Source organism: Streptomyces sp. NPDC016640 (assembly GCF_043076215.1).
GTDB lineage: Bacteria > Actinomycetota > Actinomycetes > Streptomycetales > Streptomycetaceae > Streptomyces.
On record NZ_JBIBRG010000002.1, the window covers coordinates 399,250 to 420,727 of the forward strand.

15 protein-coding genes are annotated in these 21,478 nt (G+C 72.9%); 13 read left to right on the forward strand and 2 right to left on the reverse strand.

What is annotated here, in order from left to right; all coding sequences use genetic code 11:
- Positions 1-154: 154 nt before the first annotated feature.
- The gene (locus ACF07S_RS05385; RefSeq protein WP_391962146.1) at positions 155-937 is read right to left on the reverse strand and encodes a DUF2637 domain-containing protein; all 783 of its coding nucleotides are present in this window, start codon (positions 935-937) and stop codon (positions 155-157) included.
- A gap of 550 nt (positions 938-1,487) precedes the next feature.
- Here ACF07S_RS05385 and ACF07S_RS05390 point away from each other — a divergent pair.
- From ACF07S_RS05390 to ACF07S_RS05425, 8 genes are all read left to right on the forward strand, one after another.
- Positions 1,488-1,838 carry a hypothetical protein gene (locus ACF07S_RS05390; RefSeq protein WP_391973488.1) on the forward strand — a complete coding sequence of 117 codons (351 nt, stop codon included), beginning with the start codon at positions 1,488-1,490 and terminating at the stop codon, positions 1,836-1,838.
- 48 nt (positions 1,839-1,886) lie between these two features.
- Entirely contained in the window at positions 1,887-2,663 is a 777-nt protein-coding gene (locus tag ACF07S_RS05395) for a TIGR03936 family radical SAM-associated protein (RefSeq protein WP_391973489.1), read from the forward strand.
- 261 nt (positions 2,664-2,924) lie between these two features.
- Positions 2,925-7,211 carry an Rne/Rng family ribonuclease gene (locus ACF07S_RS05400; RefSeq protein ID WP_391973490.1) on the forward strand — a complete coding sequence of 1,429 codons (4,287 nt, stop codon included), beginning with the start codon at positions 2,925-2,927 and terminating at the stop codon, positions 7,209-7,211.
- 494 nt (positions 7,212-7,705) lie between these two features.
- Positions 7,706-8,821, forward strand: a complete 1,116-nt coding sequence (locus tag ACF07S_RS05405; protein WP_391962142.1) for a DegT/DnrJ/EryC1/StrS family aminotransferase — start codon at positions 7,706-7,708, stop codon at positions 8,819-8,821.
- A complete protein-coding gene (locus ACF07S_RS05410; RefSeq protein ID WP_391962141.1) occupies positions 8,818-9,843 on the forward strand; it encodes a Gfo/Idh/MocA family protein in 1,026 nt (341 codons plus the stop codon). The genes ACF07S_RS05405 and ACF07S_RS05410 overlap by 4 nt, the downstream gene beginning before the upstream one ends.
- Positions 9,833-11,416, forward strand: a complete 1,584-nt coding sequence (locus ACF07S_RS05415) for a glycosyltransferase family 4 protein (RefSeq protein WP_391962140.1) — start codon at positions 9,833-9,835, stop codon at positions 11,414-11,416. The genes ACF07S_RS05410 and ACF07S_RS05415 overlap by 11 nt, the downstream gene beginning before the upstream one ends.
- Complete coding sequence (locus ACF07S_RS05420; RefSeq protein WP_391962139.1) at positions 11,413-13,041, forward strand: glycosyltransferase family 2 protein; 1,629 nt, start codon at positions 11,413-11,415, stop codon at positions 13,039-13,041. The genes ACF07S_RS05415 and ACF07S_RS05420 overlap by 4 nt, the downstream gene beginning before the upstream one ends.
- Before the next feature lie 9 nt (positions 13,042-13,050).
- Entirely contained in the window at positions 13,051-14,334 is a 1,284-nt protein-coding gene (locus ACF07S_RS05425) for a nucleotide sugar dehydrogenase (protein WP_391973491.1), read from the forward strand.
- Between the two features lie 54 nt (positions 14,335-14,388).
- Here ACF07S_RS05425 and ACF07S_RS05430 read toward each other — a convergent pair whose 3' ends face one another.
- Positions 14,389-14,991: an acyltransferase gene (locus ACF07S_RS05430; RefSeq protein WP_391962137.1), complete on the reverse strand. Its 603-nt coding sequence runs from the start codon at positions 14,989-14,991 to the stop codon at positions 14,389-14,391.
- A gap of 298 nt (positions 14,992-15,289) precedes the next feature.
- On the opposite strand from ACF07S_RS05430, the gene rplU reads away from it, so the two are divergent.
- The 5 genes from rplU (at position 15,290) to ACF07S_RS05455 (ending at position 21,379) form a co-directional block, all read left to right on the forward strand.
- The gene (gene rplU, locus ACF07S_RS05435; RefSeq protein WP_030217740.1) at positions 15,290-15,610 is read left to right on the forward strand and encodes a 50S ribosomal protein L21; all 321 of its coding nucleotides are present in this window, start codon (positions 15,290-15,292) and stop codon (positions 15,608-15,610) included.
- Positions 15,611-15,624: 14 nt separating this feature from the next.
- A complete protein-coding gene (gene rpmA / locus ACF07S_RS05440) occupies positions 15,625-15,879 on the forward strand; it encodes a 50S ribosomal protein L27 (RefSeq protein ID WP_356315084.1) in 255 nt (84 codons plus the stop codon).
- Between the two features lie 112 nt (positions 15,880-15,991).
- Entirely contained in the window at positions 15,992-17,428 is a 1,437-nt protein-coding gene (gene obgE, locus ACF07S_RS05445) for a GTPase ObgE (RefSeq protein ID WP_391962136.1), read from the forward strand.
- A gap of 195 nt (positions 17,429-17,623) precedes the next feature.
- Positions 17,624-19,174 carry an alkaline phosphatase D family protein gene (locus ACF07S_RS05450; RefSeq protein ID WP_391973492.1) on the forward strand — a complete coding sequence of 517 codons (1,551 nt, stop codon included), beginning with the start codon at positions 17,624-17,626 and terminating at the stop codon, positions 19,172-19,174.
- A gap of 708 nt (positions 19,175-19,882) precedes the next feature.
- Positions 19,883-21,379: a D-ribitol-5-phosphate cytidylyltransferase gene (locus ACF07S_RS05455; protein WP_391962134.1), complete on the forward strand. Its 1,497-nt coding sequence runs from the start codon at positions 19,883-19,885 to the stop codon at positions 21,377-21,379.
- Positions 21,380-21,478: the final 99 nt, after the last annotated feature.

Sequence of the window (21,478 nt, forward strand, 5' to 3'; positions counted from 1 at the left end):
CCCGGGCGGGGGGGGGGGGCGGGGGGGGGGGCGGGGGGGCCCCGGGGGGGGGCCCCCCGCGGGCGGGGGGGGGGGCCCGCCCCCCCCCCCCCCCCCCCCCCCCCCCCCGCGGGGGGGCCCCCCGCTTCTCCGTCGCGGCGCCGTGACGCCGGGGCTAGGGGACCTCGCGGCGGTAGGGGTGGACACGGTGGCGGGGGGCGGTGCGGCGGGGTGGGCGGGTCAGGGTGATCTGGCGGACCAGTTGCTGGAAGCACGCCAGGGCGGCGACTCCCGGGAGCGCGGCGGCGGCCGTGTCGGTGGGGGTCCGGGGGGCCTGGGCGACGCACAGCAGGACCGCGACGGTCGAGAACAGCAGGACGACGAACCAGGAGTGCAGGGCGCGTCGTTGGTGCAGTGCGGCGCGGAGGACGGACAGCGAGCCCGCCAGCCAGGGACCGTAGACCAGTACGGGCCACCAGGCCGACGAACTGCCGCTGCTGTGCGCCGTGGTGACGACGAGCAGCGGTTCGTAGGTGACGACGCCGCTGAAGACGCTGACCATCGACATGGTGACCGCTGCCAGGGCGGCGAGGACGTAACTGGCCAGGCGCGCGACGTCGGGGCGTTTGCGCGGGCTGAGTCTCCGGTGACCGCGCGGGGCCGGGTGCAGGGGAGGCAGTTCGGCTGTGATCTCCTGCAGATGGTCCATGGGGCTGCCGGCGGGAGGGGCGGTGACCGAGGCCTCCTCCCGGGGGTGCGGGACGGTCCTGCCGTATTCCTCGCTGCGGGCTTCCTGGAGCAGGTAGGCGAGTTCCTCGGCCGGGTCCCAGGGCGGGACGGCCGGGTCCATGGGATCCGCGTAGGCGGCTCCCGCCCGGTGCCGTCCGGTGCCCGCTCCGTCGAATTGGCCCGAGCCGTCGGCGCTGTACCAGAGAGGATCGTAGCGTTCATCATTCATGTCACGGTTGATTCATCGGGTTGGCGTGCGGATCGCCCGAGTGGGTTTTCTTGTTGTTCAGTTGAAGTGGCCCTGACCTGCTTGCCTTCGTCATATAGCGACTAACGGCGGGTGTTTCGCTTGGATACGTGGCAAATGAGTGAACGGCCGTAGGGAAAAGCGCTTTATACAAGTCCCGCAATTCCTTTTGTTGGATGGGCGTTCAGCATATGAAGGGCACGGTGCCGGGGTGCGGGATCCGGACGGGCCGCCCGCGCGTCCGTGCCGGTGCGGATGGCGTGGGACGCGCTGGTCGTCCTTGTGGCCCTGGCGCTCCACCTCCATGTGCCGGCTCCGTCCGGCCGTGCGCCCGCCCGGCCGGACGCGCGTGTGCCGACGCCGTTCGGGCATGTGCTCGCCGTGATGGGGGCAGGAGTGTGGACGGGGCCGGTACGGCCGGTGCGGTATGCGGTCGTCGTGCCCTCGGCGTGGTCGCACAGGTGTTCTCGCACCGGCCGGGCACGCGGTCGTCCGGTGCGGCAGGGGGGTGGTGTGGTGCGGGAAGGACGTCGTGCGGGTGGTGACGGTGGTCGTCACCGGGATCGGCGCGACGCTGTACCGGATCACCCGGATCCTGCTGGTGCCGTCCGCGCCGGCGGTGCGGCGCCGGGTCCCGGGGCCCGTCGTGCGGGTGCTCGCCGTGGCCGTGCGCGTGGTGGGCCGGGCGAGCGGGCAGGCCCTCGCCGCCGCCCGTACGCCGGTCCGGCGGACACGCGCGGACCGCCGCCGGACGCCGTTCGGGGAACCGGCCGGCGAACACGCCGGTGAACCGGCGAAACCGCGGCTCGCGCCCCGGCGGGAACCTACCGGCCGGGAGACACGTACTCTTGGTAGCAGTACGACCGCTCTCACGAAGGACTGAAGAACACTGGGCAAGCGACAGCCCGAAGGCCCGCCGCCCGCACCCGCGGTGCAGCGCATCCGACTGCGTTACACCAAGCGCGGCCGCCTCCGGTTCACCAGCCACCGTGACTTCCAGCGCGCCTTCGAGCGTGCGTTGCGCCGTGCCGAGGTGCCGATGGCGTACTCGGCGGGGTTCACGCCCCACCCGAAGGTGTCGTACGCCAATGCCGCACCCACCGGCACGGGCAGTGAGGCGGAGTATCTGGAGATCGCGCTCACCGAGGCGCGCGACCCCGAGCGGCTCCGGGTCCTCCTCGACGCGTCGATGCCCGCCGGGCTCGACATCGTCGAGGCGGTCGAGGCCCGCGCATCGGGGCTCGCCGACCGGCTGACGGCCTCCGTGTGGGAGCTGCGGCTGGACGGTGTCGCCCCCGAGGACGCCCGCCGTGCGGCGGACGCCTTCAACGCGGCCGGAACCGTCGAGGTCCAGCGCATGACCAAGAACGGCGTCCGTACCTTCGACGCCCGCTCGGCGGTCGTGGCGCTCCGGAGCGTGGAGACGCACTCGTCCCTGGCCGATAGGCCGACCGGTCGGCCCTGTGCGATACTGCGGCTGGTTGTTCGGCACGTGACGCCTGCCGTACGACCCGACGACGTCCTGTCCGGTCTCCGCGCCGTGGCCGACCTGGCGCCGCCGGTCCCCGTAGCGGTGACCAGGCTGGCGCAGGGGCTGTTCGATGCAGAGACCGGCACGGTGACCGACCCGCTCGCGCCCGACCGCGAGGCAGCAGCGACCGAGCCGCATCCGGCCGGCGCCACTGCCGCCGCGACGGCGTCGGCGTAAGGAAGGTCCCGCGTAGGGACGGACGTCGTAAGCGCCGCCCTCGACCTCAGGAGCCACCTGGGTCGGGCAGCGCACCGATCACAAGACTTTCGCCAGGCCGTGCGCATTCGGCGTACGGAACCGGCGAGACAGGACACAGAGAGCTCCCGTGCGGCGCCCGCGCCCCGGACGGCGGCAGCCGCGCACCGCGCGAGCCGCGGACGTCACCGGCATCGCCGGTCCGGGTGCGGCGCCCGGGAGCCTGACGGGAGAAACGCCCGCATGCTCGAACCGATCGAGCCCACCGAGGGCTCCGAACCGAACAGCCCCAGCGACACCCTGCCGCCGAGGCGGCGGCGCCGTGCCGCGTCCCGTCCGGCGGGCCCGCCCGCCGCGACGGCAGAGAACGCCGAGAACGCCGAGAACGCCGAGAACGCCGAGAACGCGGACGGCACGACGGCCGAGATCGTCGCGCCGGCCATACCCGCCGCGGAGGCGGAGGGGTCCGTGGAGGCTCCCGAGCCCGCCGCGCCCCGGCGCCGTCGTGTGGTCCGCCGCGCGGCCGCGCCCGCAGGGGCACCGGCGTCGGTGGAGGCCGCCGAGACCGTGGTACCGGCGTCGCAGGTCGCGCCCGGGACCGTTCCGGCTCCCGAGTCGGCCGCCGTCGCCGCCGACACGACCGAGGACGCCGCTCCCCGGCGTACGCGGCGCCGCGCGACGCGCAGCGTGACCTCGGCGACGGCGACCGCCGAGGCGACCGGAACCCCCGAGGCCGTCGTCGCCGGGACGGCCGCGACTCCCGCCGAGGCAGCCGAGGCGCCCGAGGTCCAGGCGCCCGCCCAGGACGTCGCCCCGCGCCGCACCCGGCGCCGCGCGACGCGCACCGCGACCTCGCCGACGGCGACCGCCGCCGCCGAGAGCGCGGAGAGCGCCGCAGCGTCCGGGCCCGCGGCGTCGGCCGCGGACGCGGGGACCGCCGAAACCGCCGTCACCGGCGAAACCGCCGGATCCACCGAAACCGCCGGTGCGCCCGAGGACGCCGCCCCGCGCCGTACCCGGCGTCGTGCCTCGCGTCGTGCCTCCGCGCCCGCCGGTGCGCCGGTGGCCGCCGAGCCGGCTGAGGACGCGGCGGGCGAGGCGGACGAGGCAGGCGAAGCGGACCGGTCCGCACGGACCGCCCAGGCCGCCGAGGAGGCCCCGGCTGCCGAGGAAGCCCCGGTGACCGAGGCCGAGCAGGCGCCCGAGGGCACCGAGGCCCCCGCGGAGGACGCCGCCCCGCGGCGTCGTCGCCGGGTGGTCCGCAAGGCCGCCGCCGGATTCGCCGAGCCCGCGCGTTCCGCCCGGGCCGCCGGGTCCGAGGAGGCCGAGACCTCGTCGCGGCGTCCCGCGCGTCCGGCCGTCGCGGTGTTCCAGCCGCCGGTGTTCACCGAGCCGCGCTTCCAGACCCCGGAGCGGGCCGCCGCCGAGGCGGCGGCCGAGGTCGCCGAACCGGTGGAGCCGGAGGAGACCGAGGAGTTCCCGGAGGAGCAGCCCGCCCCCTCCCGCCGCCGTCGTCGGCGCCGGGGTGCGGGCGATGAGGCCGAGGCCCCGGCGGCCGGGACGACCGTGTCCGAGGCGATCGTGACCGAGGACGAGGCGGAGGAGGACGAGGAACCGGCCGAGGACCACGCCGACGCCGACGACCAGGACGAGAGCGAGGGCTCCGGTTCGCGCCGGCGCCGTCGCCGCGGTGGCCGGCGCCGCCGGCGCGGTGAGTCCGCCGAGACCGACGCCGAGGGCGGTGAGGACGCGGACGCCGACACCGAGCGCGTCTCCGCCGAACAGGCCGCCCAGGACGCGGAGGACACCGCCGAGCAGGCCGAGGAGGACGACGAGGAGTCCGAGGACTCCGGCGCCGGCTCCAGCAGCCGTCGTCGCCGGCGTCGGCGCCGCCGGGCCGGTGACAGCGGTGGCGAGGCCGAGCCGTCCACCGACGACCCCGAGCGCACCGTGGTGAAGGTCCGCGAGCCGCGCAAGGCGGCCGAGCCGTCGGACGAGGTGCAGTCCATCAAGGGCTCCACGCGTCTGGAGGCGAAGAAGCAGCGCCGTCGCGAAGGCCGTGAGCAGGGCCGCCGCCGGGTGCCGATCATCACCGAGGCCGAGTTCCTGGCCCGCCGCGAGGCCGTCGAGCGCGTCATGGTGGTCCGCCAGTACGGCGACCGTACGCAGATCGGCGTCCTGGAGGACGGCGTGCTCGTCGAGCACTACGTCAACAAGGAGCAGGCGACCTCGTACGTCGGCAACGTCTACCTCGGCAAGGTGCAGAACGTGCTGCCGTCGATGGAGGCCGCCTTCATCGACATCGGCAAGGGCCGCAACGCCGTGCTCTACGCCGGTGAGGTCAACTTCGAGGCGCTGGGCATGTCGGGTGGCCCGCGCCGCATCGAGTCCGCGCTGAAGTCGGGCCAGCCGGTCCTGGTGCAGGTGACCAAGGACCCGATCGGCCACAAGGGCGCCCGCCTCACCAGTCAGGTCTCGCTCCCGGGCCGCTACCTCGTGTACGTCCCCGAGGGCTCGATGACCGGCATCAGCCGCAAGCTGCCCGACACCGAGCGGGCCCGGCTGAAGACCATCCTCAAGAAGGTCGTCCCCGAGGACGCGGGCGTCATCGTGCGCACCGCCGCCGAGGGCGCGAGCGAGGACGAGCTGCGCCGGGACGTCGAGCGGCTGCAGGCGCAGTGGGAAGAGATCAAGAAGAACTCCCGGAACGGCGGCGGCAGCGCGCCGACGCTCCTGTACGGCGAGCCGGACATGACCGTCCGGGTCGTGCGGGACATCTTCAACGAGGACTTCACCAAGGTCGTCGTCAGCGGTGACGACGCCTGGGAGACCATCCACGGCTACGTCTCCCACGTCGCGCCCGACCTGGCCGGCCGGCTGCAGCGCTGGACCAGCGAGGTCGACGTCTTCGCCACGTACCGGATCGACGAGCAGCTCGCCAAGGCGCTGGACCGCAAGGTCTGGCTGCCCAGCGGCGGTTCGCTGGTGATCGACCGGACCGAGGCGATGGTCGTCATCGACGTCAACACCGGCAAGTTCACCGGTCAGGGCGGCAACCTCGAGGAGACGGTCACCAGGAACAACCTGGAGGCGGCCGAGGAGATCGTGCGTCAGCTGCGGCTGCGCGACCTCGGCGGCATCATCGTGATCGACTTCATCGACATGGTGCTGGAGTCCAACCGGGACCTGGTGCTGCGGCGCCTCCTCGAGTGCCTGGGCCGTGACCGTACGAAGCACCAGGTCGCCGAGGTGACCTCGCTGGGCCTGGTGCAGATGACCCGCAAGCGGGTCGGCCAGGGCCTGCTGGAGTCGTTCTCGGAGACCTGCGTCCACTGCAACGGGCGCGGTGTCATCGTCCACCTGGACCAGCCGGCCGCCGTCGGCGGTGGCGGCAAGCGCAGGAAGCGGGCGCGGGCCGGTGCGGCCGAGCAGCCGCACGAGCACGAGACCGCCGCGAGCGTCGAGACGGCCGAGGAGGAAGCGGAGGCGGAGGCGGAAACGGTGGCCGAGGTCGCCGCCGAGGCCGCCGAGCCGGTCGCGCTCCCGGCGCCGGAGTTCGTCCCGGACGAGGAGCTGTACAGCAGCGCCGCCGAGGCGGAGGCCGCGGCCACCCGTGGGCGTACGCGCCGCCGGGCGAGCCGGCGGGTGTCGGCACCGGCGGGCGCGCCGAAGCGGGAGAGCGCCGGGGCCGGCCGGCAGCGGGCCGAGAGGACCGGGGCGGACGAGGAGGCGGAGCCCGCGGTGACGGCCGGGGAGGCCGTGACGGCCGTGGCCGAGGTCCCGACGGCGCAGGATGTGACGGCGGCCGAGGAGGCCGCCCGCCCGGTGCGGCCGGAGCCGGCAGCCGAGGCGCTGGCCGAGCCCGCGGCCGTCGAGGACGCGGTGGTCCCCGAGCCGGTGACCGAGGTCCCGGCCGCCGAGGAGGCCGCGCCCAAGGGCCGTACGCGGCGCCGGGCCACCCGCAAGGCGTCCGCGCCGGCCGGTTCCCCGGCGGGGGCCGAGACCGCGGTGGTGACGGTCGCGGAGCCCGCGGCCCCGGTCGCCGAGGTGCCCGAGCCGCAGCCCGCGGAGCCGGTCGCCGAGGCACCGGCCGAGTCCGAGGCCCCGGCCCGTCCGCGCCGTCGCGCGGTGCGCAAGCCGACCACGTCCACCGCGTCCGAGGAGACGGCCGTCGTGGTCGTCCCGTCGGCCCCGGCGGAGGAGCCCGCGCCCGCCGCGGAGCCTGCGGAGGCCGGGGAGGCCGGGGAGGCCGGGGAGGCCGCGGAGCCGGCGGAGGCCGCGGAGGCCGAGGCCGCTCCGGCCAAGAAGACCGCCCGCAAGGCGGTCAAGAAGGCCACGGCGAAGAAGGCCGCCACGAAGAAGACGACGGCCAAGAAGACCGTCGCCAAGAAGACGACGGCCAAGAAGACGACGGCGAAGACCGCCAAGTCGGCCGCCGCCAAGACGACCGCCAAGAAGGCGACGTCGAAGAAGACCGCGGCCGCAGCCCAGCAGCCGTCGTCGTCGGTGACGGCCTCGGCGCAGGAGTGACCGGTCCGCCCCTCGGGGCGGGCCCGCATCCAGGAGCGCGGGACACCGGAAGCCACCGGTGTCCCGCGCTCCGTCGTGACCTCCCGCCCTCTTGCCGTGGCCCCGACCAGGGCATGTCACCCGGTCGGCGCGACGGATCAGCGCGGGTGCCGGGAGCTGTCGCGGCCCGGCAGGCGGAACATCTCTCTGTGGTAACTCCGCGGATACTTCCTGCAAATGTGCTGGTAACGTAAATGCGGTCCCGACCGCTGATCTTGCGCTCGTCGTGGACCGCAGCCGACTGCTTCGGCCGAACCTTCCGCCCCGCGGACGGCGGCCGCCTTCCGCGGGTGGCTCTCCGGGGGGCGGAGCCCGCGCGGGAACCGTTCGGCACCGACAGCAGCCTGCGAACTTCCGAAGACACGGGCACGGACCGCCCCCCTCACGGGGCCGGTCCCATCCCGGTCCACATCGTGGTGGGCCGCAGAGGTCGCCGAACGAGGAGGGGGACGTCGATGACCGACGCCCATGAGCTGATACCGGCCGCCAGGCCCGTCATCGACGAGGAGGAGATCGAGGCCGCGGTACGCGTCCTGCGCAGCGGACGGGTCGTACAGGGTCCGGAAGTGGCCGCCTTCGAGGAGGAGTTCGCCGGACTCGTCGCCGGCCGGCACTGCGTCGCCGTCAACTCCGGCACCTCCGCGCTGCACCTGGCACTGCTCGCCCTGGGCATCGGCCCCGGGGACGAGGTCGTCGTGCCGTCGTTCTCCTTCGCCGCCTCCGCCAACGCCGTACGGCTCGTCGGCGCCGACGTGGTCTTCGCCGACATCGAGGCCGGCAGCTTCTGCCTGGACCCGGCGGCCGTCGAGGCCGCCCTCACCCCGCGCACCGCCGCGATCATGCCCGTCCACCTGTACGGCCACCCGGCCGCCATGGACCGGATCACGGCCATCGCGCAACGGCACGGGCTGGCCGTCGTCGAGGACGCCTGCCAGGCCCACGCCGCCGCGCTGCACGGCACACCGGTCGGGGCGTTCGGCGATGCCGGAACGTTCAGTTTCTACCCGACCAAGAACATGCACAGCCTCGAGGGCGGCATGGTCAGCACCGCCGACGCGGAGCTCGCCCGCACCCTGCGCCTGCTGCGCAACCAGGGCATGGAACAGCGCTACGCCAACGAGATCGTGGGCGCCAACGTCCGGATGACCGACGTCTCCGCCGCGATCGGCCGGGTGCAGCGCGCCAAGCTGGACGGCTGGACCGAGCGGCGCATCGCCAACGCCGCCTACCTCACGGAGCACATCACCGCGCCGAACGTGGTCACCCCGACGGTCGCCGAGGGCGCCCGGCACGTCTACCACCAGTACACCGTGCGCGTCCGGGGCGACCGCGACGCCGCCATGGCCCGCCTCACCGAGGCCGGCATCGGCAACGCCGTGTACTACCCGACCCCCATCCACCGGCTGAAGCCGTACTGGGAACCGGACCGCAAGGCGGGCCGCGTCTGGGACCTGCCCGAGACCGAGCGCGCGGCGGCCGAGGTCGTCTCGCTGCCCGTCCACCCCGGCCTGTCCGCGGGCGACCTGGAACGCGTCGTGGCCGCCGTGAACGACCTGGGGGAGCGGGAATGAGCACCGCGAGACGACTGCGGGCCGGACTCGTCGGCCTCGGATCCATGGGGCGCCACCACGCCCGCGTCCTGTCCGGCCTGGAGGGCGTCGACCTCGTCGGCGTCGTCGACCCGATGGGCGACAGGAACGGCGCCGCGCAGGGCGCGCCCGTCCTGGCCACCGTCGAGGAACTCCTCGGCCTGGACCTCGACTACGCGGTGGTCGCCTGCCCCACGGCCCTGCACGAGGAGGTCGGCCTGCAGCTCGCCGCGGCCGGCGTCTGCGCGCTGATCGAGAAGCCGGTCGCCGACACGGTGGCCGGGGCGCGCCGTCTGGTCGAGGCCTTCGAGACGCGGGGCCTGGTGGCCGGAGTCGGCCACATCGAGCGGTGCAACCCCGCGCTGCGTTCGCTGCGGACCCGGCTGGAGGCCGGTGAACTCGGTGAGGTCTTCCAGGTGGTCACCCGCCGGCAGGGCCCCTTCCCGCACCGCATCGCGGACGTCGGTGTGGTCAAGGACCTCGCCACCCACGACATCGACCTCACCGGCTGGGTCACCGGCCGCGAGTACGTCTCCATCGCCGCGCACACCGTGTCCAAGAGCGGCCGTCCGCACGAGGACATGGTGTCCGCGGTCGGCCGCCTCGACGACGGCACCATGGTCAACCACCTGGTCAACTGGCTGAGCCCGCTCAAGGAGCGCTTCACCTCGGTCACCGGCGAGCGCGGCTGCTTCATCGCCGACACCCTCACCGCGGACCTGACCTTCCACTCCAACTCGGCCGTGGCCACCGAGTGGGAGGCCCTCCAGGCCTTCCGCGGCGTCGCCGAGGGCGACATGATCCGTTACGCCATACCCAAGCGCGAGCCGCTCCTCGTCGAGCACGAGCTCTTCCGCGACGCGGTGCTCGGCAAGCCCGCCGACATCTGCACGCTCCGCCAGGGCCTGCGCACGGTCGAGGTCGCGGCCGCTGTACTGCAATCCGCGGCGGACAACCGCAGCGTCTCGCTCGAGTCGGAGGACCTGACGACCCATGCCTGCTGAGAACCGCACGGCGCCCGCCCGGCCCACCCGCGGCCGGATCCTGATGCTCGTCGACAACGGGGTCAACGGCGATTCACGGGTGCAGAAGGAGGCCCGCTCGGCCGCCGAGGCGGGCTGGGACGTCGTCCTGCTGGGCCGGACCAAGGGCAAGAAGGAACAGCGCTGGCGGATCGGGGAGGCCGAGGTCCGGCTGCTGCACGTGCCCGGGCCGCTGTTCCGCCGCCGCCACGAGTACCGGCGGGCGGTGCTGCGCTCCCCGCTCGCCTACCGGCCCGGCCCGCTGGCGGCGTACCGCCGGCAGAAGGTCAAGGCCTGGCGCGCCGACCTCAACATCCGGCTGATCCTCGCCCGGCAGCAGGGTTCGGCGCTCGGCCGGCTGCGGCTGCTGCCCGCCCGGCTCGCCGCCCGGCTGACGCAGTCCTGGGTCACCCTGCGGTACGCCAGGACCCAGGCGCTGGAGAAGCGGCGCAAGAGCATGGACTCGGCGCTGGACCGCTTCACCACCGCCTTCTGGCGCAGGACCATGGGCGACCGCGCCTGGCGCAGGCTCGACCCGCACCTGTGGGACTTCGAGCTGGCGTACGGCAAGGTCGTCGACGAGCTGAAGCCGGACCTCATCCACGCCAACGACTTCCGGATGCTCGGGGTCGGCGCCCGCGCCGCGCTGCGCGCCCGCGCCAAGGGCCGGGACGTCAAACTCGTCTGGGACGCCCACGAGTTCCTGCCCGGCATCAAGCCGTGGAACCCGCACCCGCGCTGGCACGTCGCCCAGTGCGCGCACGAGAGCGAGTACGCCCGCCACGCCGACGCCGTCGTGACGGTGTCGGACACGCTCGCCGGGATGCTCCAGGAACGGCACCGGCTGGCGGAGCGCCCCGGCGTCGTGCTCAACGCCCCCGACGGGGAGATCTCGCCCGAGCAGGCCGCCGAACCGGTGCCGGACCTGCGGGAGCTGTGCGGTGTCGGGCCCGAGGTGCCGCTCGCCGTCTACAGCGGTTCCGCCGCCCCGCAGCGCGGACTCGACATCATGGTCGAGTCCCTGCCGCACCTGCCCGAGGTGCACACCGTGTTCGTCGTGCTCAACACCGAGTCCGACTACATGAGGACGCTGCGCGCGCGTGCCGAGGAGCTGAACGTCGGCGACCGGCTGCACATCCTGCCGTACGTGCCGCACTACCAGGTGGCGCGCTTCCTCGCGACGGCCGACGTCGGTGTCATCCCGATCCACCACTGGCCGAACCACGAGATCGCCCTCATCACCAAGTTCTTCGAGTACTCCCACGCCCGGCTGCCGCTGGTGGTCAGCGATGTGAAGACGATGGGCGCGATGGTCGAACAGACCGGCCAGGGCGAGGTGTTCCGGGCCGAGGACCTGGAGGACTACGCCCGTGCGCTGAAGACGGTCCTCGGTGACACCGGCCGGTACCGCGCCGCGTACGACGCGAGCGGACTGCTCGACCAGTGGACGTGGGAGGCACAGGCCGAGCGGCTGGACGCGGTCTACTCGCGGCTGCTGCCCGGCAGGGGGGACCGGCCCGCGGCCGGACGCGGAGAGGCGGAGACGCAGGCATGAGCGGCGCACCCGACGTCAGTGTGATCGTCGCGGTCTACAACACGATGCCCTATCTGACGGAGTGCCTGAACTCCCTCGTGGGGCAGAGCATCGGACGGGAGCGCCTGGAGATCGTCGCGGTCGACGACGGCTCCACCGACGACAGCGGCGCCGAACTCGACCGCTTCGCCGAGCGGTACCCGGGCACCGTCAAGGTGATCCACCAGGAGAACTCCGGCGGTCCCGCGGCCCCCAGCAACCGGGCGCTGGACATCGCCACCGGCCGGTACGTCTACTTCGTCGGCTCCGACGACCACCTCGGCGAGGAGGCGCTGGAGCGGATGGTGGCCTGCGCCGACGAGCACGGCTCGGACGTCGTCGCCGGCAAGATGGTCGGCACCAACGGCCGGTACGTCCACCAGGCGCTGTACAAGAAGAACGACCCGGACATCGGGCTCACCGGCTCCGCGCTGCCGTGGACCCTGGCCAACACCAAGCTGTTCCGGCGCGACCTGGTCGAGCGGCACAAGCTGCGCTTCCCCGAGCACCTGCCCGTGGGCAGCGACCAGCCCTTCACCATCGAGGCGTGCGTGCGCGCCCGGAAGATCTCGGTGGTGGCCGACTACACCTGCTACTACGCGGTGAAGCGGGGCGACGCCGGCAACATCACCTACCGGGCCGACCACCTGTCCCGGCTGCGGTGCACGGCGGAGATCATGGAGTTCACCGCCGGGCTCCTCGAGCCGGGCCCGGAGCGGGACGCCGTCCTGCGCCGGCACTTCACCTGGGAGCTGGCCAAGCTCGTCCAGGACGACTTCCCGGCCCTGGACCCCGAGCTCCGGCGCGAGCTCTGCGCGGGCATCGCGCGGCTGGCCGACGCCTACTTCACGGACGCCGTCCGGGACGCGATGGACGTCAAGCGCCGGGTGCGCATCTGCCTGGCCCGGGCCGGCGCGGTCGACGAGCTGTGCGAGGCGATCACCTCCGAGAAGCTGCACGGGGCACCGCCGTTCGTCGTCGAGGGCGACCGCGCCTACGCCCGCTACCCCGGCTTCCGCGATCCCCGGATCGGGCTGCCCGACCGCTGCTACGAGCTCGTCGGGGAGGCGGTCCCGGGCCGGCTCGCCCAGGGCACCGAACTGCTCGCCTCCGGCTGGGAGCAGGAGGGCGAGCGGATCGCCTACACCGCCTCGGTCCGGGTGGGCGTCCTCGGCGACCTGGACGGCGCGGCCCTGCGGCTGGTCCACGGAGCCATGCCCGCGAAGGCGGACAAGCCCGGCGCCAGGAAACTGCCGGACGGGCACGCCCTCCCGGCACCGGCCGGCGACATCACCGCCGAGCCCGCCGGGGACGGCGCCGCCACGGTGCTGCACGCCCGTGTCCCGCTGGAGCCGCGCGACGTCAAGCTGGGCGTCCGGCTCTACGTGGACGTCGCCGGGTCGACGTACGAGATTCCCGTGCGCGGCAAGGACAAGCCCATGCCGCTGGCCCGCCGCTGGGGCCGCCACGAGGATCCCTACCGGGCCGCCGCCCTGGTCAACGACAAGGGCCGCGTGGTGATCGCCACGGCGCGGATGTACCCGCCGAAGAAGTCCCTGGCCTCCCGGGTGAAGGCCACTCTCGTCCGCGGTTCCAAGAGGAAGTAACGACCGACCATGAACATCTGTGTAGTAGCGCTCGGCAAGATCGGGCTTCCGCTGGCCGTGCAGTTCGCCGCCAAGGGCCACCGGGTCATCGGCGCGGACGTCAACGAGAAGGTCGTGGAGCTGGTCAACGCCGGCGTCGAGCCCTTCCCGGGCGAGCACGACCTGGACGTGAAGCTGAAGCGGGCCGTCGACGCCGGCCTGCTGAGCGCGACGACGGACACGGCCGCCGCGGTGGCCGTGTCCGACGCGGTCGTCGTGGTCGTCCCGCTGTTCGTCGACGCCGAGGGCGTGCCGGACTTCGGCTGGATGGACTCCGCCACGAAGGCGATCGCGCAGGGGCTCAGGCCCGGCACCCTCGTCTCGTACGAGACCACGCTGCCGGTCGGCACCACCCGTACCCGCTGGGCGCCGATGCTCGCCGAGGGCTCCGGGCTGACCGCGGGCGAGGACTTCCACCTGGTCTTCTCGCCCGAGCGCGTCCTCACCGGCCGGGTCTTCGCCGACCTGCGCCGCTACCCGAAGCTGGTCGGCGGCATCGACGAGGCGTCGGCGGCCCGCGGTGTGGAGTTCTACGAGGCGGTCCTCGACTTCGAGGTCCGCGAGGACCTGCCGCGCCCGAACGGGGTCTGGGACCTGGGCACGGCGGAGGCGTCGGAGCTGGCCAAGCTCGCCGAGACCACCTACCGGGACGTCAACATCGGCCTGGCCAACCAGTTCGCGCGGTTCGCCGACAGCAACGGCATCGACGTCAAGAAGGTCATCGAGGCCTGCAACTCGCAGCCCTACAGCCACATCCACCAGCCGGGCATCGCCGTCGGCGGCCACTGCATCCCGATCTACCCGCGGATGTACCTGTGGAACGACCCGGCCGCGACCGTCGTGCGCTCCGCCCGCGAGGCGAACGCCGCGATGCCCGAGTACGCCGTCGACCTGCTCGCGGCCGCGTACGGCGACCTGACCGGCGTGAACGTCCTGGTGCTGGGCGCGGCCTACCGAGGGGGAGTGAAGGAGACGGCGTTCTCCGGCGTCTTCCCGACGGTGGCGGCCCTGGAGGCGCGCGGCGCCGTCGCGTACGTCTCCGACCCCCTGTACACGGCCGGGGAACTGTCCGCCCTGGGCCTGACCCCGCACGCCGGGGAGAAGGTCACCGCCGCGATCCTCCAGGCCGACCACGCCGAGTACCGCGCGCTCACCCCCGCCGACCTGCCGGACGTCACGGTCCTGGTCGACGGGCGCCGCACCACCGACCCGGAGGCCTGGAAGGGCGTCCGCAGGGTCGTCATCGGCGGCTGACCGCCGCTGCCGGGACCGCCCGCACCGGGCGGTCCCGGCAGCCGTGCGGGGCGCTCAGGCGCCGCGCTCGACGAGCACGCCGTCCCTCTCGTCGTACAGGCTGCCGCTCTGCGGGCACTCCCAGGTGCCCGGCTCGGCCTCCCGCTCCACCAGCCGCACCCCGGTCCGGCCCACCCAGCCCACCCGGCGGGCCGGAACACCGACCACCAGGGCGAAGTCGGGCACGTCCCTGGTGACCACGGCGCCGGCCGCGACCATCGCCCAGCGCCCGATCCGCACCGGAGCCACGCACACCGACCGCGCGCCGATCGAGGCCCCGTCGGCGATGTGCACGCCCACGGCCTCCCAGTCGCCGCCGCGCTTCTGCTTGCCCTCGGGGGTCACCGACCGCGGATTGTGGTCGTTGGTGAGCACCACGGCGGGGCCGATGAAGACCCCGTCGCCGAGCTCGGCCGGTTCGTAGACGAGGGCGTAGTTCTGCACCTTGCAGTTGTCGCCCATCCGCACACCCGAGCCGATGTACGCGCCGCGCCCGATGACACAGTTCTCGCCCAGCCGCGCCCCCTCCCGGATCTGCACGAGCTCCCACACACTGCTTCCCCCGCCGATCTCGGCACTCGCGTCGACCTGCGCGCTGGGCTGGACCCTGTAGTTCACGTTCTCGCCTTCCCCTGTCTCACTCGGCCCGGTGAGCATACGGGGGGAGGACGGGGGCGCTCGGTGGCGCCGTGGGGGCGTCGCGGCCGACCGCCCGCCCGCCGGCACCGGGCGGGGCCCGGTTTGACCCCTCAGGCCCGGCCCCGTAACCTTGACTGTCGGCGTGTCCATCGGGGCCGCCACATCCCCGTAAACCTCTTCCTTCCGGGTGCCGCGGTGCCTGGGAGAGGTCGTCCGTGTTCTCGGCCGGGCGGCTGGCCTGCGGGGGTGCCGTTCTTCGAGTGAGAGTGAGACCCGCGTGTACGCCATCGTGCGCAGCGGTGGCCGCCAGCACAAGGTTGCTGTCGGTGACATCGTTGAGGTTGACAAGATTTCCACCGCCAAGGTCGGCGACACGGTCGAGCTCTCGACCCTGCTCGTGGTCGACGGCGAGGCCGTGACCAGCGACCCGTGGGTGCTGGCCGGGATCAAGGTCCAGGCCGAGGTCGTGGACCACCACAAGGGCCAGAAGATCGACATTCTGCGCTACAAGAACAAGACCGGCTACCGCCGTCGTCAGGGCCACCGCCAGCAGTACACGGCGATCAAGGTCACTGAGATCCCCGCGGCTGCGAAGTAAGGGACTGAGGAGAGATGGCACACAAGAAGGGCGCATCGTCCACCCGGAACGGTCGTGACTCCAACGCTCAGCGCCTCGGCGTGAAGCGCTTCGGCGGTCAGGTCGTCAACGCGGGTGAGATCCTGGTCCGCCAGCGCGGCACCCACTTCCACCCGGGCGCCGGTGTGGGCCGTGGCGGCGACGACACGCTGTTCGCGCTGCAGGCCGGTGCGGTGGAGTTCGGCAAGAGCCGTGGCCGCAAGGTCGTGAACATCGTTCCGGTCGCCTGATCGGAAGCTTTCGCGAGGCGGACCTCACTTCCCCGGTGGGAAGGCGGGTCCGCCTTTCGCGTGTTGGACCGACAACAGATCCGTACGTTCTCGTAGTGCTGGAGGCACCCCCATGACCACCTTCGTGGACCGCGTCGAGCTGCACGTCGCCGCGGGTAGCGGAGGCCACGGCTGTGCCTCCGTCCACCGTGAGAAGTTCAAGCCGCTGGGCGGCCCCGACGGCGGCAACGGCGGACGCGGCGGCGACGTGATCCTCACCGTCGACCAGTCCGTCACCACCCTGCTGGACTACCACCACTCCCCGCACCGCAAGGCCACCAACGGCAAGCCCGGCGAAGGCGGCAACCGCAGCGGCAAGGACGGCCAGGACCTGGTCCTGCCCGTGCCGGACGGCACCGTCGTCCTCGACAAGGCGGGCAACGTCCTCGCCGATCTCGTGGGGCACGGGACGTCCTACATCGCCGCCCAGGGCGGCCGGGGCGGGCTCGGCAACGCCGCCCTCGCCTCCGCGCGGCGCAAGGCGCCCGGGTTCGCGCTGCTCGGCGAGCCGGGGGACCTGCGGGACATCGTCCTGGAGCTCAAGACCGTCGCCGACGTGGCGCTGGTGGGGTACCCGAGCGCCGGCAAGTCGTCGCTGATCTCCGTGCTCAGCGCCGCCAAGCCGAAGATCGCCGACTACCCGTTCACCACCCTCGTGCCGAACCTCGGGGTCGTCACCGCCGGGTCGACCGTGTACACCATCGCCGACGTGCCGGGTCTGATCCCGGGGGCCAGCCAGGGCAAGGGTCTCGGGCTGGAGTTCCTGCGGCACGTCGAGCGGTGCAGCGTGCTGGTGCACGTGCTGGACACCGCCACGCTGGAGTCCGACCGCGACCCCCTCTCCGACCTCGACATCATCGAGGAGGAGCTGCGGCAGTACGGCGGCCTCGGCGACCGTCCGCGCGTCGTCGTCCTCAACAAGACCGACGTGCCGGACGGCAAGGACCTCGCCGAGATGGTGCGGCCCGACCTGGAGGCGCGCGGCTACCGCGTCTTCGAGGTGTCGGCCGTCGCCCATCTGGGCCTGCGGGAGCTGTCGTTCGCGCTCGCCGAACTGGTGGCCGGGGCGCGGGCCGCCAGGCCGAAGGAGGAGGCGACGCGGATCGTCATCCGGCCCAAGGCCGTGGACGACGCCGGGTTCACCGTCACCCAGGAGGACGAGGGGCTGTACCGCGTGCGCGGCGAGAAGCCCGAACGCTGGGTCCGCCAGACCGACTTCAACAACGACGAGGCCGTCGGCTACCTCGCCGACCGGCTCAACCGCCTCGGTGTCGAGGCGGAGCTGGTGAAGGCCGGGGCCCGCTCCGGCGACGGCGTCGCCATCGGTCCCGAGGACAACGCGGTCGTCTTCGACTGGGAGCCGTCCCTGACGTCCGGCGCGGAGATGCTCGGCCGGCGCGGCGAGGACCACCGCTTCGAGGCACCCCGCCCGGCGGCGCAGCGGCGACGCGACCGGCAGGCCGAGCGGGACGAGGCGGACCGGGAGTACGACGACTTCGAACCCTTCTAGGCCGGTCCGGCCCGGGCCGTCGCCCGGCGCTCACCTGGCCGACCCGTCGCGGCAACGGGGCGTTCCCGTGCCGCGGCGGGTTTTCTGTTGTCTCTCTCCTTGTCATGCACGCGATCCGCCGTGTTCAGCGGGCGGACCGCCCGGACGGCGAGCTTCCCAGTGTCCGAGAGACATCAGAGGCAGGGGAGTTCGCCGATGACCGGAGCAGTTCAGCCCGACCGCCGCCGCGTACTGACCGCAGGCGCCGCCGTGCTCGGCGCCGCGGCCTCCGCCCACCTGTGGCTGCCGACCAGTGCCCACGCGGCCGAAAGACCGCTGCCCGACGGCGTGTTCAGCCTGGGCGTCGCCTCCGGCGACCCGCTGCCGGACGGGATCGTGCTGTGGACCCGGCTCGCCCCGGACCCGCTCAACGGCGGCGGCATGCCCGACCGCACCGTCACCGTGCGGTGGCAGATCGCCCAGGACGCCCGCTTCAGGAAGGTCGTCCGCGAGGGCACCGCCCAGGCCCGCCCCGCCTACGGACACAGCGTCCACGTGGACGTGCGCGGACTGCGCCCGGACACCACGTACTACTTCCGCTTCCGCGCCGGCGGGCAGCTCTCGCGCGTCGGCCGCACCCGTACCGCGCCCGCCGCGCACAGCTCCGGCGGCACCCTGCGGGTCGCGCTCGCCTCCTGCCAGAACTGGCAGCACGGCTACTTCACCCCGTACGCCGACATGCTGGAACAGGACCCGGACGTCGTGGTGTTCGTCGGCGACTACATCTACGAGTCGGCGCCGTCGGCCACCGGCGTACGGCGCCACGAGGGCACCGCCGAGCCGTACGGAATCACCCAGTACCGCAACCGGTACGCCCAGTACCGCTCCGACCCGCACCTCGCGGCGATGCACGCGAACGCCCCCTTCGTGGTCACCTTCGACGACCACGAGGTCGACAACGACTTCGCCGGCGAGATCCCGCAGGACCCCGGCAAGCAGCCGCACGACGCGTTCGTGAAGCGGCTGACGGCGGCCTACCAGGCGTACTACGAGCACATGCCGGTACGCGCCACCGCCGTCCCCGACGGTCCGCACATCCGCATGCACCGCCGCCTGGACTTCGGCCGCCTGGCCCGGCTCAACGTGCTGGACACCCGCCAGTACCGCAGCGACCAGGCCACCAGCCAGGAAGGCGCCCAGGACCCCTCGCTGACCATGCTCGGCGCCGAGCAGAAGCGCTGGCTGATCAGCGGGCTGCGCCTCTCGCCCGCCCGCTGGAACCTGATCGCCTCCCAGATCATGATGGCCGAGACGGACCTCCAGGTGGGCGAGGGCAAGCTCTGGTACTACGACGCCTGGGACGGCTACCAGGCCGAACGCAACGCCCTGATGAGGGAGTTCCGGCGGGTCAGCAACCCCGTCGTGCTCACCGGCGACCGCCATCTGACGATGGTCAGCGACCTCAAGGCGGACTTCGCCGACCCCGGGTCCGCCGTCGTGGGCGCCGAGTTCGTCGGCACGTCCATCTCCAGCGGCGGCGACCGCGACCATGCCGCCTTCCGCACGCAGTGGGACCCGCGGCGCGCGGACAACCCGCACTGGAAGCTGCTCGACGCCCACTGCGGCTACCACCTGTTCGACATCCGCCGCGACGCCATCGACGCGCGCGTGCGGGTGGTCGACACGGTGGTGAAGCCGCGGGCCACGCCGAGCACGCTGGCCAGGCTGCGGGTCGAGGCCGGCCGGCCCGGCGTCCACCTGGTCTGAGCCGCGCCCGACGGGAGGAGCCCGGCACCCGGTCGAGGCCGTCCTCGCCGCCTGCGCCCGCCCGTGACGACGGGGGACCCCGTCGTCACGGGCCGGGCGCAGGCGGCAGCGGTTCCCGGACCGGGGGAACGCCCCGCGGTCACCGCGAACCGTTCCCCGGCTCCCGCCGGGACCGGGACGCCGCGGAATCCCGATAAGGAATTCCGCGGCAATGATCTTCCGGAGAAGTCGTATTCGCGGCTCGTGCGGCACGGCGCGATCGCGCATATGGAGAACTCGTGCAGTCCCGCCCCGCAGGACGTGAAGACCCATACGCCGCAATGGGCGCTCGAGGCCGCCGCCGGGACCGGCGCCGGGACGGCCGCGCGGACCGGCGGCACGGGGTGCGCGCCCGGCGGCCCCGGCCTGCCGCCCGCCGTACCGGACGCCCCGGCGCCCGCGGGTGAGCCGCGGCTCACCCCCGAAACGGCTGGGCCCGCGCTGGAGGCGCCCGCGTGTCACCGGTGTCACACACGGCAATGACATAACTCCTGTGGAGTTACTCACAGCAATTCGCGGAGTGTCCGGGGAACCGTCACCAAGCCCCATGGGATCTCAGGTGAATGACAGGTTGCGCGCACATATGCGGCGGAGGTCGCTCACCTTGCACTGCGGTAACCACAAGTGGGACCATTTCCAGGTTCCCTGACGCCCCGAGGTAGGTCACCCGTGTCCCAGCACATAGCCAAGCCCCGTACCACCGCAGTGATCCTGGCCGGTGGCACCGGTCAGCGGGTGGGTCTGTCGATCCCCAAGCAGCTGCTGAAGATCGCCGGCAAGGCAGTCATCGAGCACACCCTGGCCACCTTCGAGAAGGCCGGCTCGATCGACGACATCATCGTGCTGATGGCGCCGGGATACGTGCCCGACGTGGAGAAGATCGTCGCCAAGGCCGGTTTCACGAAGGTCACGCGCGTCATCGAGGGCGGCTCCACGCGCAACGAGACCACGGAGCGGGCCATCGCCGCGCTCGGCGAGGGACTGGCCGAGGGCGAGGACCGCAACGTCCTCTTCCACGACGCCGTGCGCCCCCTGCTGTCGCAGCGCGTCATCGACGACTGCGTGACCGCGCTGGAGCGCTACCAGGCCGTCGACGTGGCCATCCCGTCCGCGGACACCATCATCGTCACGCGCACGCACGGCGAGGACGGCGAGTTCATCACCGAGATCCCGGACCGCTCCCGGCTGCGCCGCGGCCAGACCCCGCAGGCCTTCAAGCTGTCGACCGTCCGCCGCGCCTACGAGGTCGCCGCCGGAGACCCCAACTTCCAGGCCACGGACGACTGTTCGGTCGTGCTCAAGTACCTGCCGGACGTGCCGATCCACGTCGTCGCGGGCGACGAGTACAACATGAAGGTCACCCAGCCCGTCGACGTCTTCATCGCCGACAAGCTCTTCCAGCTCGCCTCCACCGCCACGCCCGAGCAGAAGGGGGAGGCGGCCTACCGCGAACTGCTCACCGGCAAGACCATGGTCGTCTTCGGCGGTTCGTACGGCATCGGCCAGGACATCGCCGCCCTCGCCGAGTCCTACGGCGCCACCGTCTACGCGCTGGGCCGCTCCACCACCGGCACCCACGTGGAGAACCCGGAGGAGGTCGACGACGCCCTGTCCAAGGCGTACGCCGAGACCGGCCGCATCGACTACGTCGTCAACACCGCGGGCGTGCTGCGCATCGGCAAGCTGGCCGAGACCGACAACGCCACCATCGAGGAGGCGCTGAAGGTCAACTACCTGGCCCCGGTGCAGATCGCCCGGTCCGCGTACAAGTACCTGGCCGAGACCAAGGGGCAGCTGCTGCTGTACACCTCCAGCAGCTACACCCGCGGGCGCGCCGAGTACAGCCTGTACTCCTCGACCAAGGCCGCGATGGTGAACCTCACCCAGGCGCTGTCCGACGAGTGGGCCGGTGACGCCGTCCGGGTGAACTGCATCAACCCGGAGCGCACCGCCACACCGATGCGCACCAAGGCTTTCGGCCAGGAGCCCGCAGGCAGCCTGCTCTCCTCCGAGGCGGTGGCCCGTACGTCGCTGGACGTGCTGTTGTCCGAGCTCACCGGCCATGTCATCGACGTACGCCAGCAGGACCCGACGGCGGGCGCGGCGCGCGCCTCGGGGTTCGAGCAGGCGCTGGCCTCGGTGCTGGACCGTCAGGACGGCGTGTAATAATCGGCGTCAAATAGCCTCCGGTAATTCAGGCCTCCGCGGTCTCCCGTTAACGCAGTCCAGCGACGGGACTTCGTGGGGGCCTGAATCCGTACCTCC

Coding starts and splice junctions, on each gene's coding strand:
- ACF07S_RS05385 (WP_391962146.1), bottom strand. CDS start 937: ATGAATGATGAACGCTACGATCCTCTCTGGTACAGCGCCGACGGCTCG.
- ACF07S_RS05400 (WP_391973490.1), top strand. CDS start 2,925: ATGCTCGAACCGATCGAGCCCACCGAGGGCTCCGAACCGAACAGCCCC.
- ACF07S_RS05405 (WP_391962142.1), top strand. CDS start 7,706: ATGACCGACGCCCATGAGCTGATACCGGCCGCCAGGCCCGTCATCGAC.
- ACF07S_RS05410 (WP_391962141.1), top strand. CDS start 8,818: ATGAGCACCGCGAGACGACTGCGGGCCGGACTCGTCGGCCTCGGATCC.
- ACF07S_RS05415 (WP_391962140.1), top strand. CDS start 9,833: ATGCCTGCTGAGAACCGCACGGCGCCCGCCCGGCCCACCCGCGGCCGG.
- ACF07S_RS05420 (WP_391962139.1), top strand. CDS start 11,413: ATGAGCGGCGCACCCGACGTCAGTGTGATCGTCGCGGTCTACAACACG.
- ACF07S_RS05425 (WP_391973491.1), top strand. CDS start 13,051: ATGAACATCTGTGTAGTAGCGCTCGGCAAGATCGGGCTTCCGCTGGCC.
- rpmA (WP_356315084.1), top strand. CDS start 15,625: ATGGCACACAAGAAGGGCGCATCGTCCACCCGGAACGGTCGTGACTCC.
- obgE (WP_391962136.1), top strand. CDS start 15,992: ATGACCACCTTCGTGGACCGCGTCGAGCTGCACGTCGCCGCGGGTAGC.
- ACF07S_RS05450 (WP_391973492.1), top strand. CDS start 17,624: ATGACCGGAGCAGTTCAGCCCGACCGCCGCCGCGTACTGACCGCAGGC.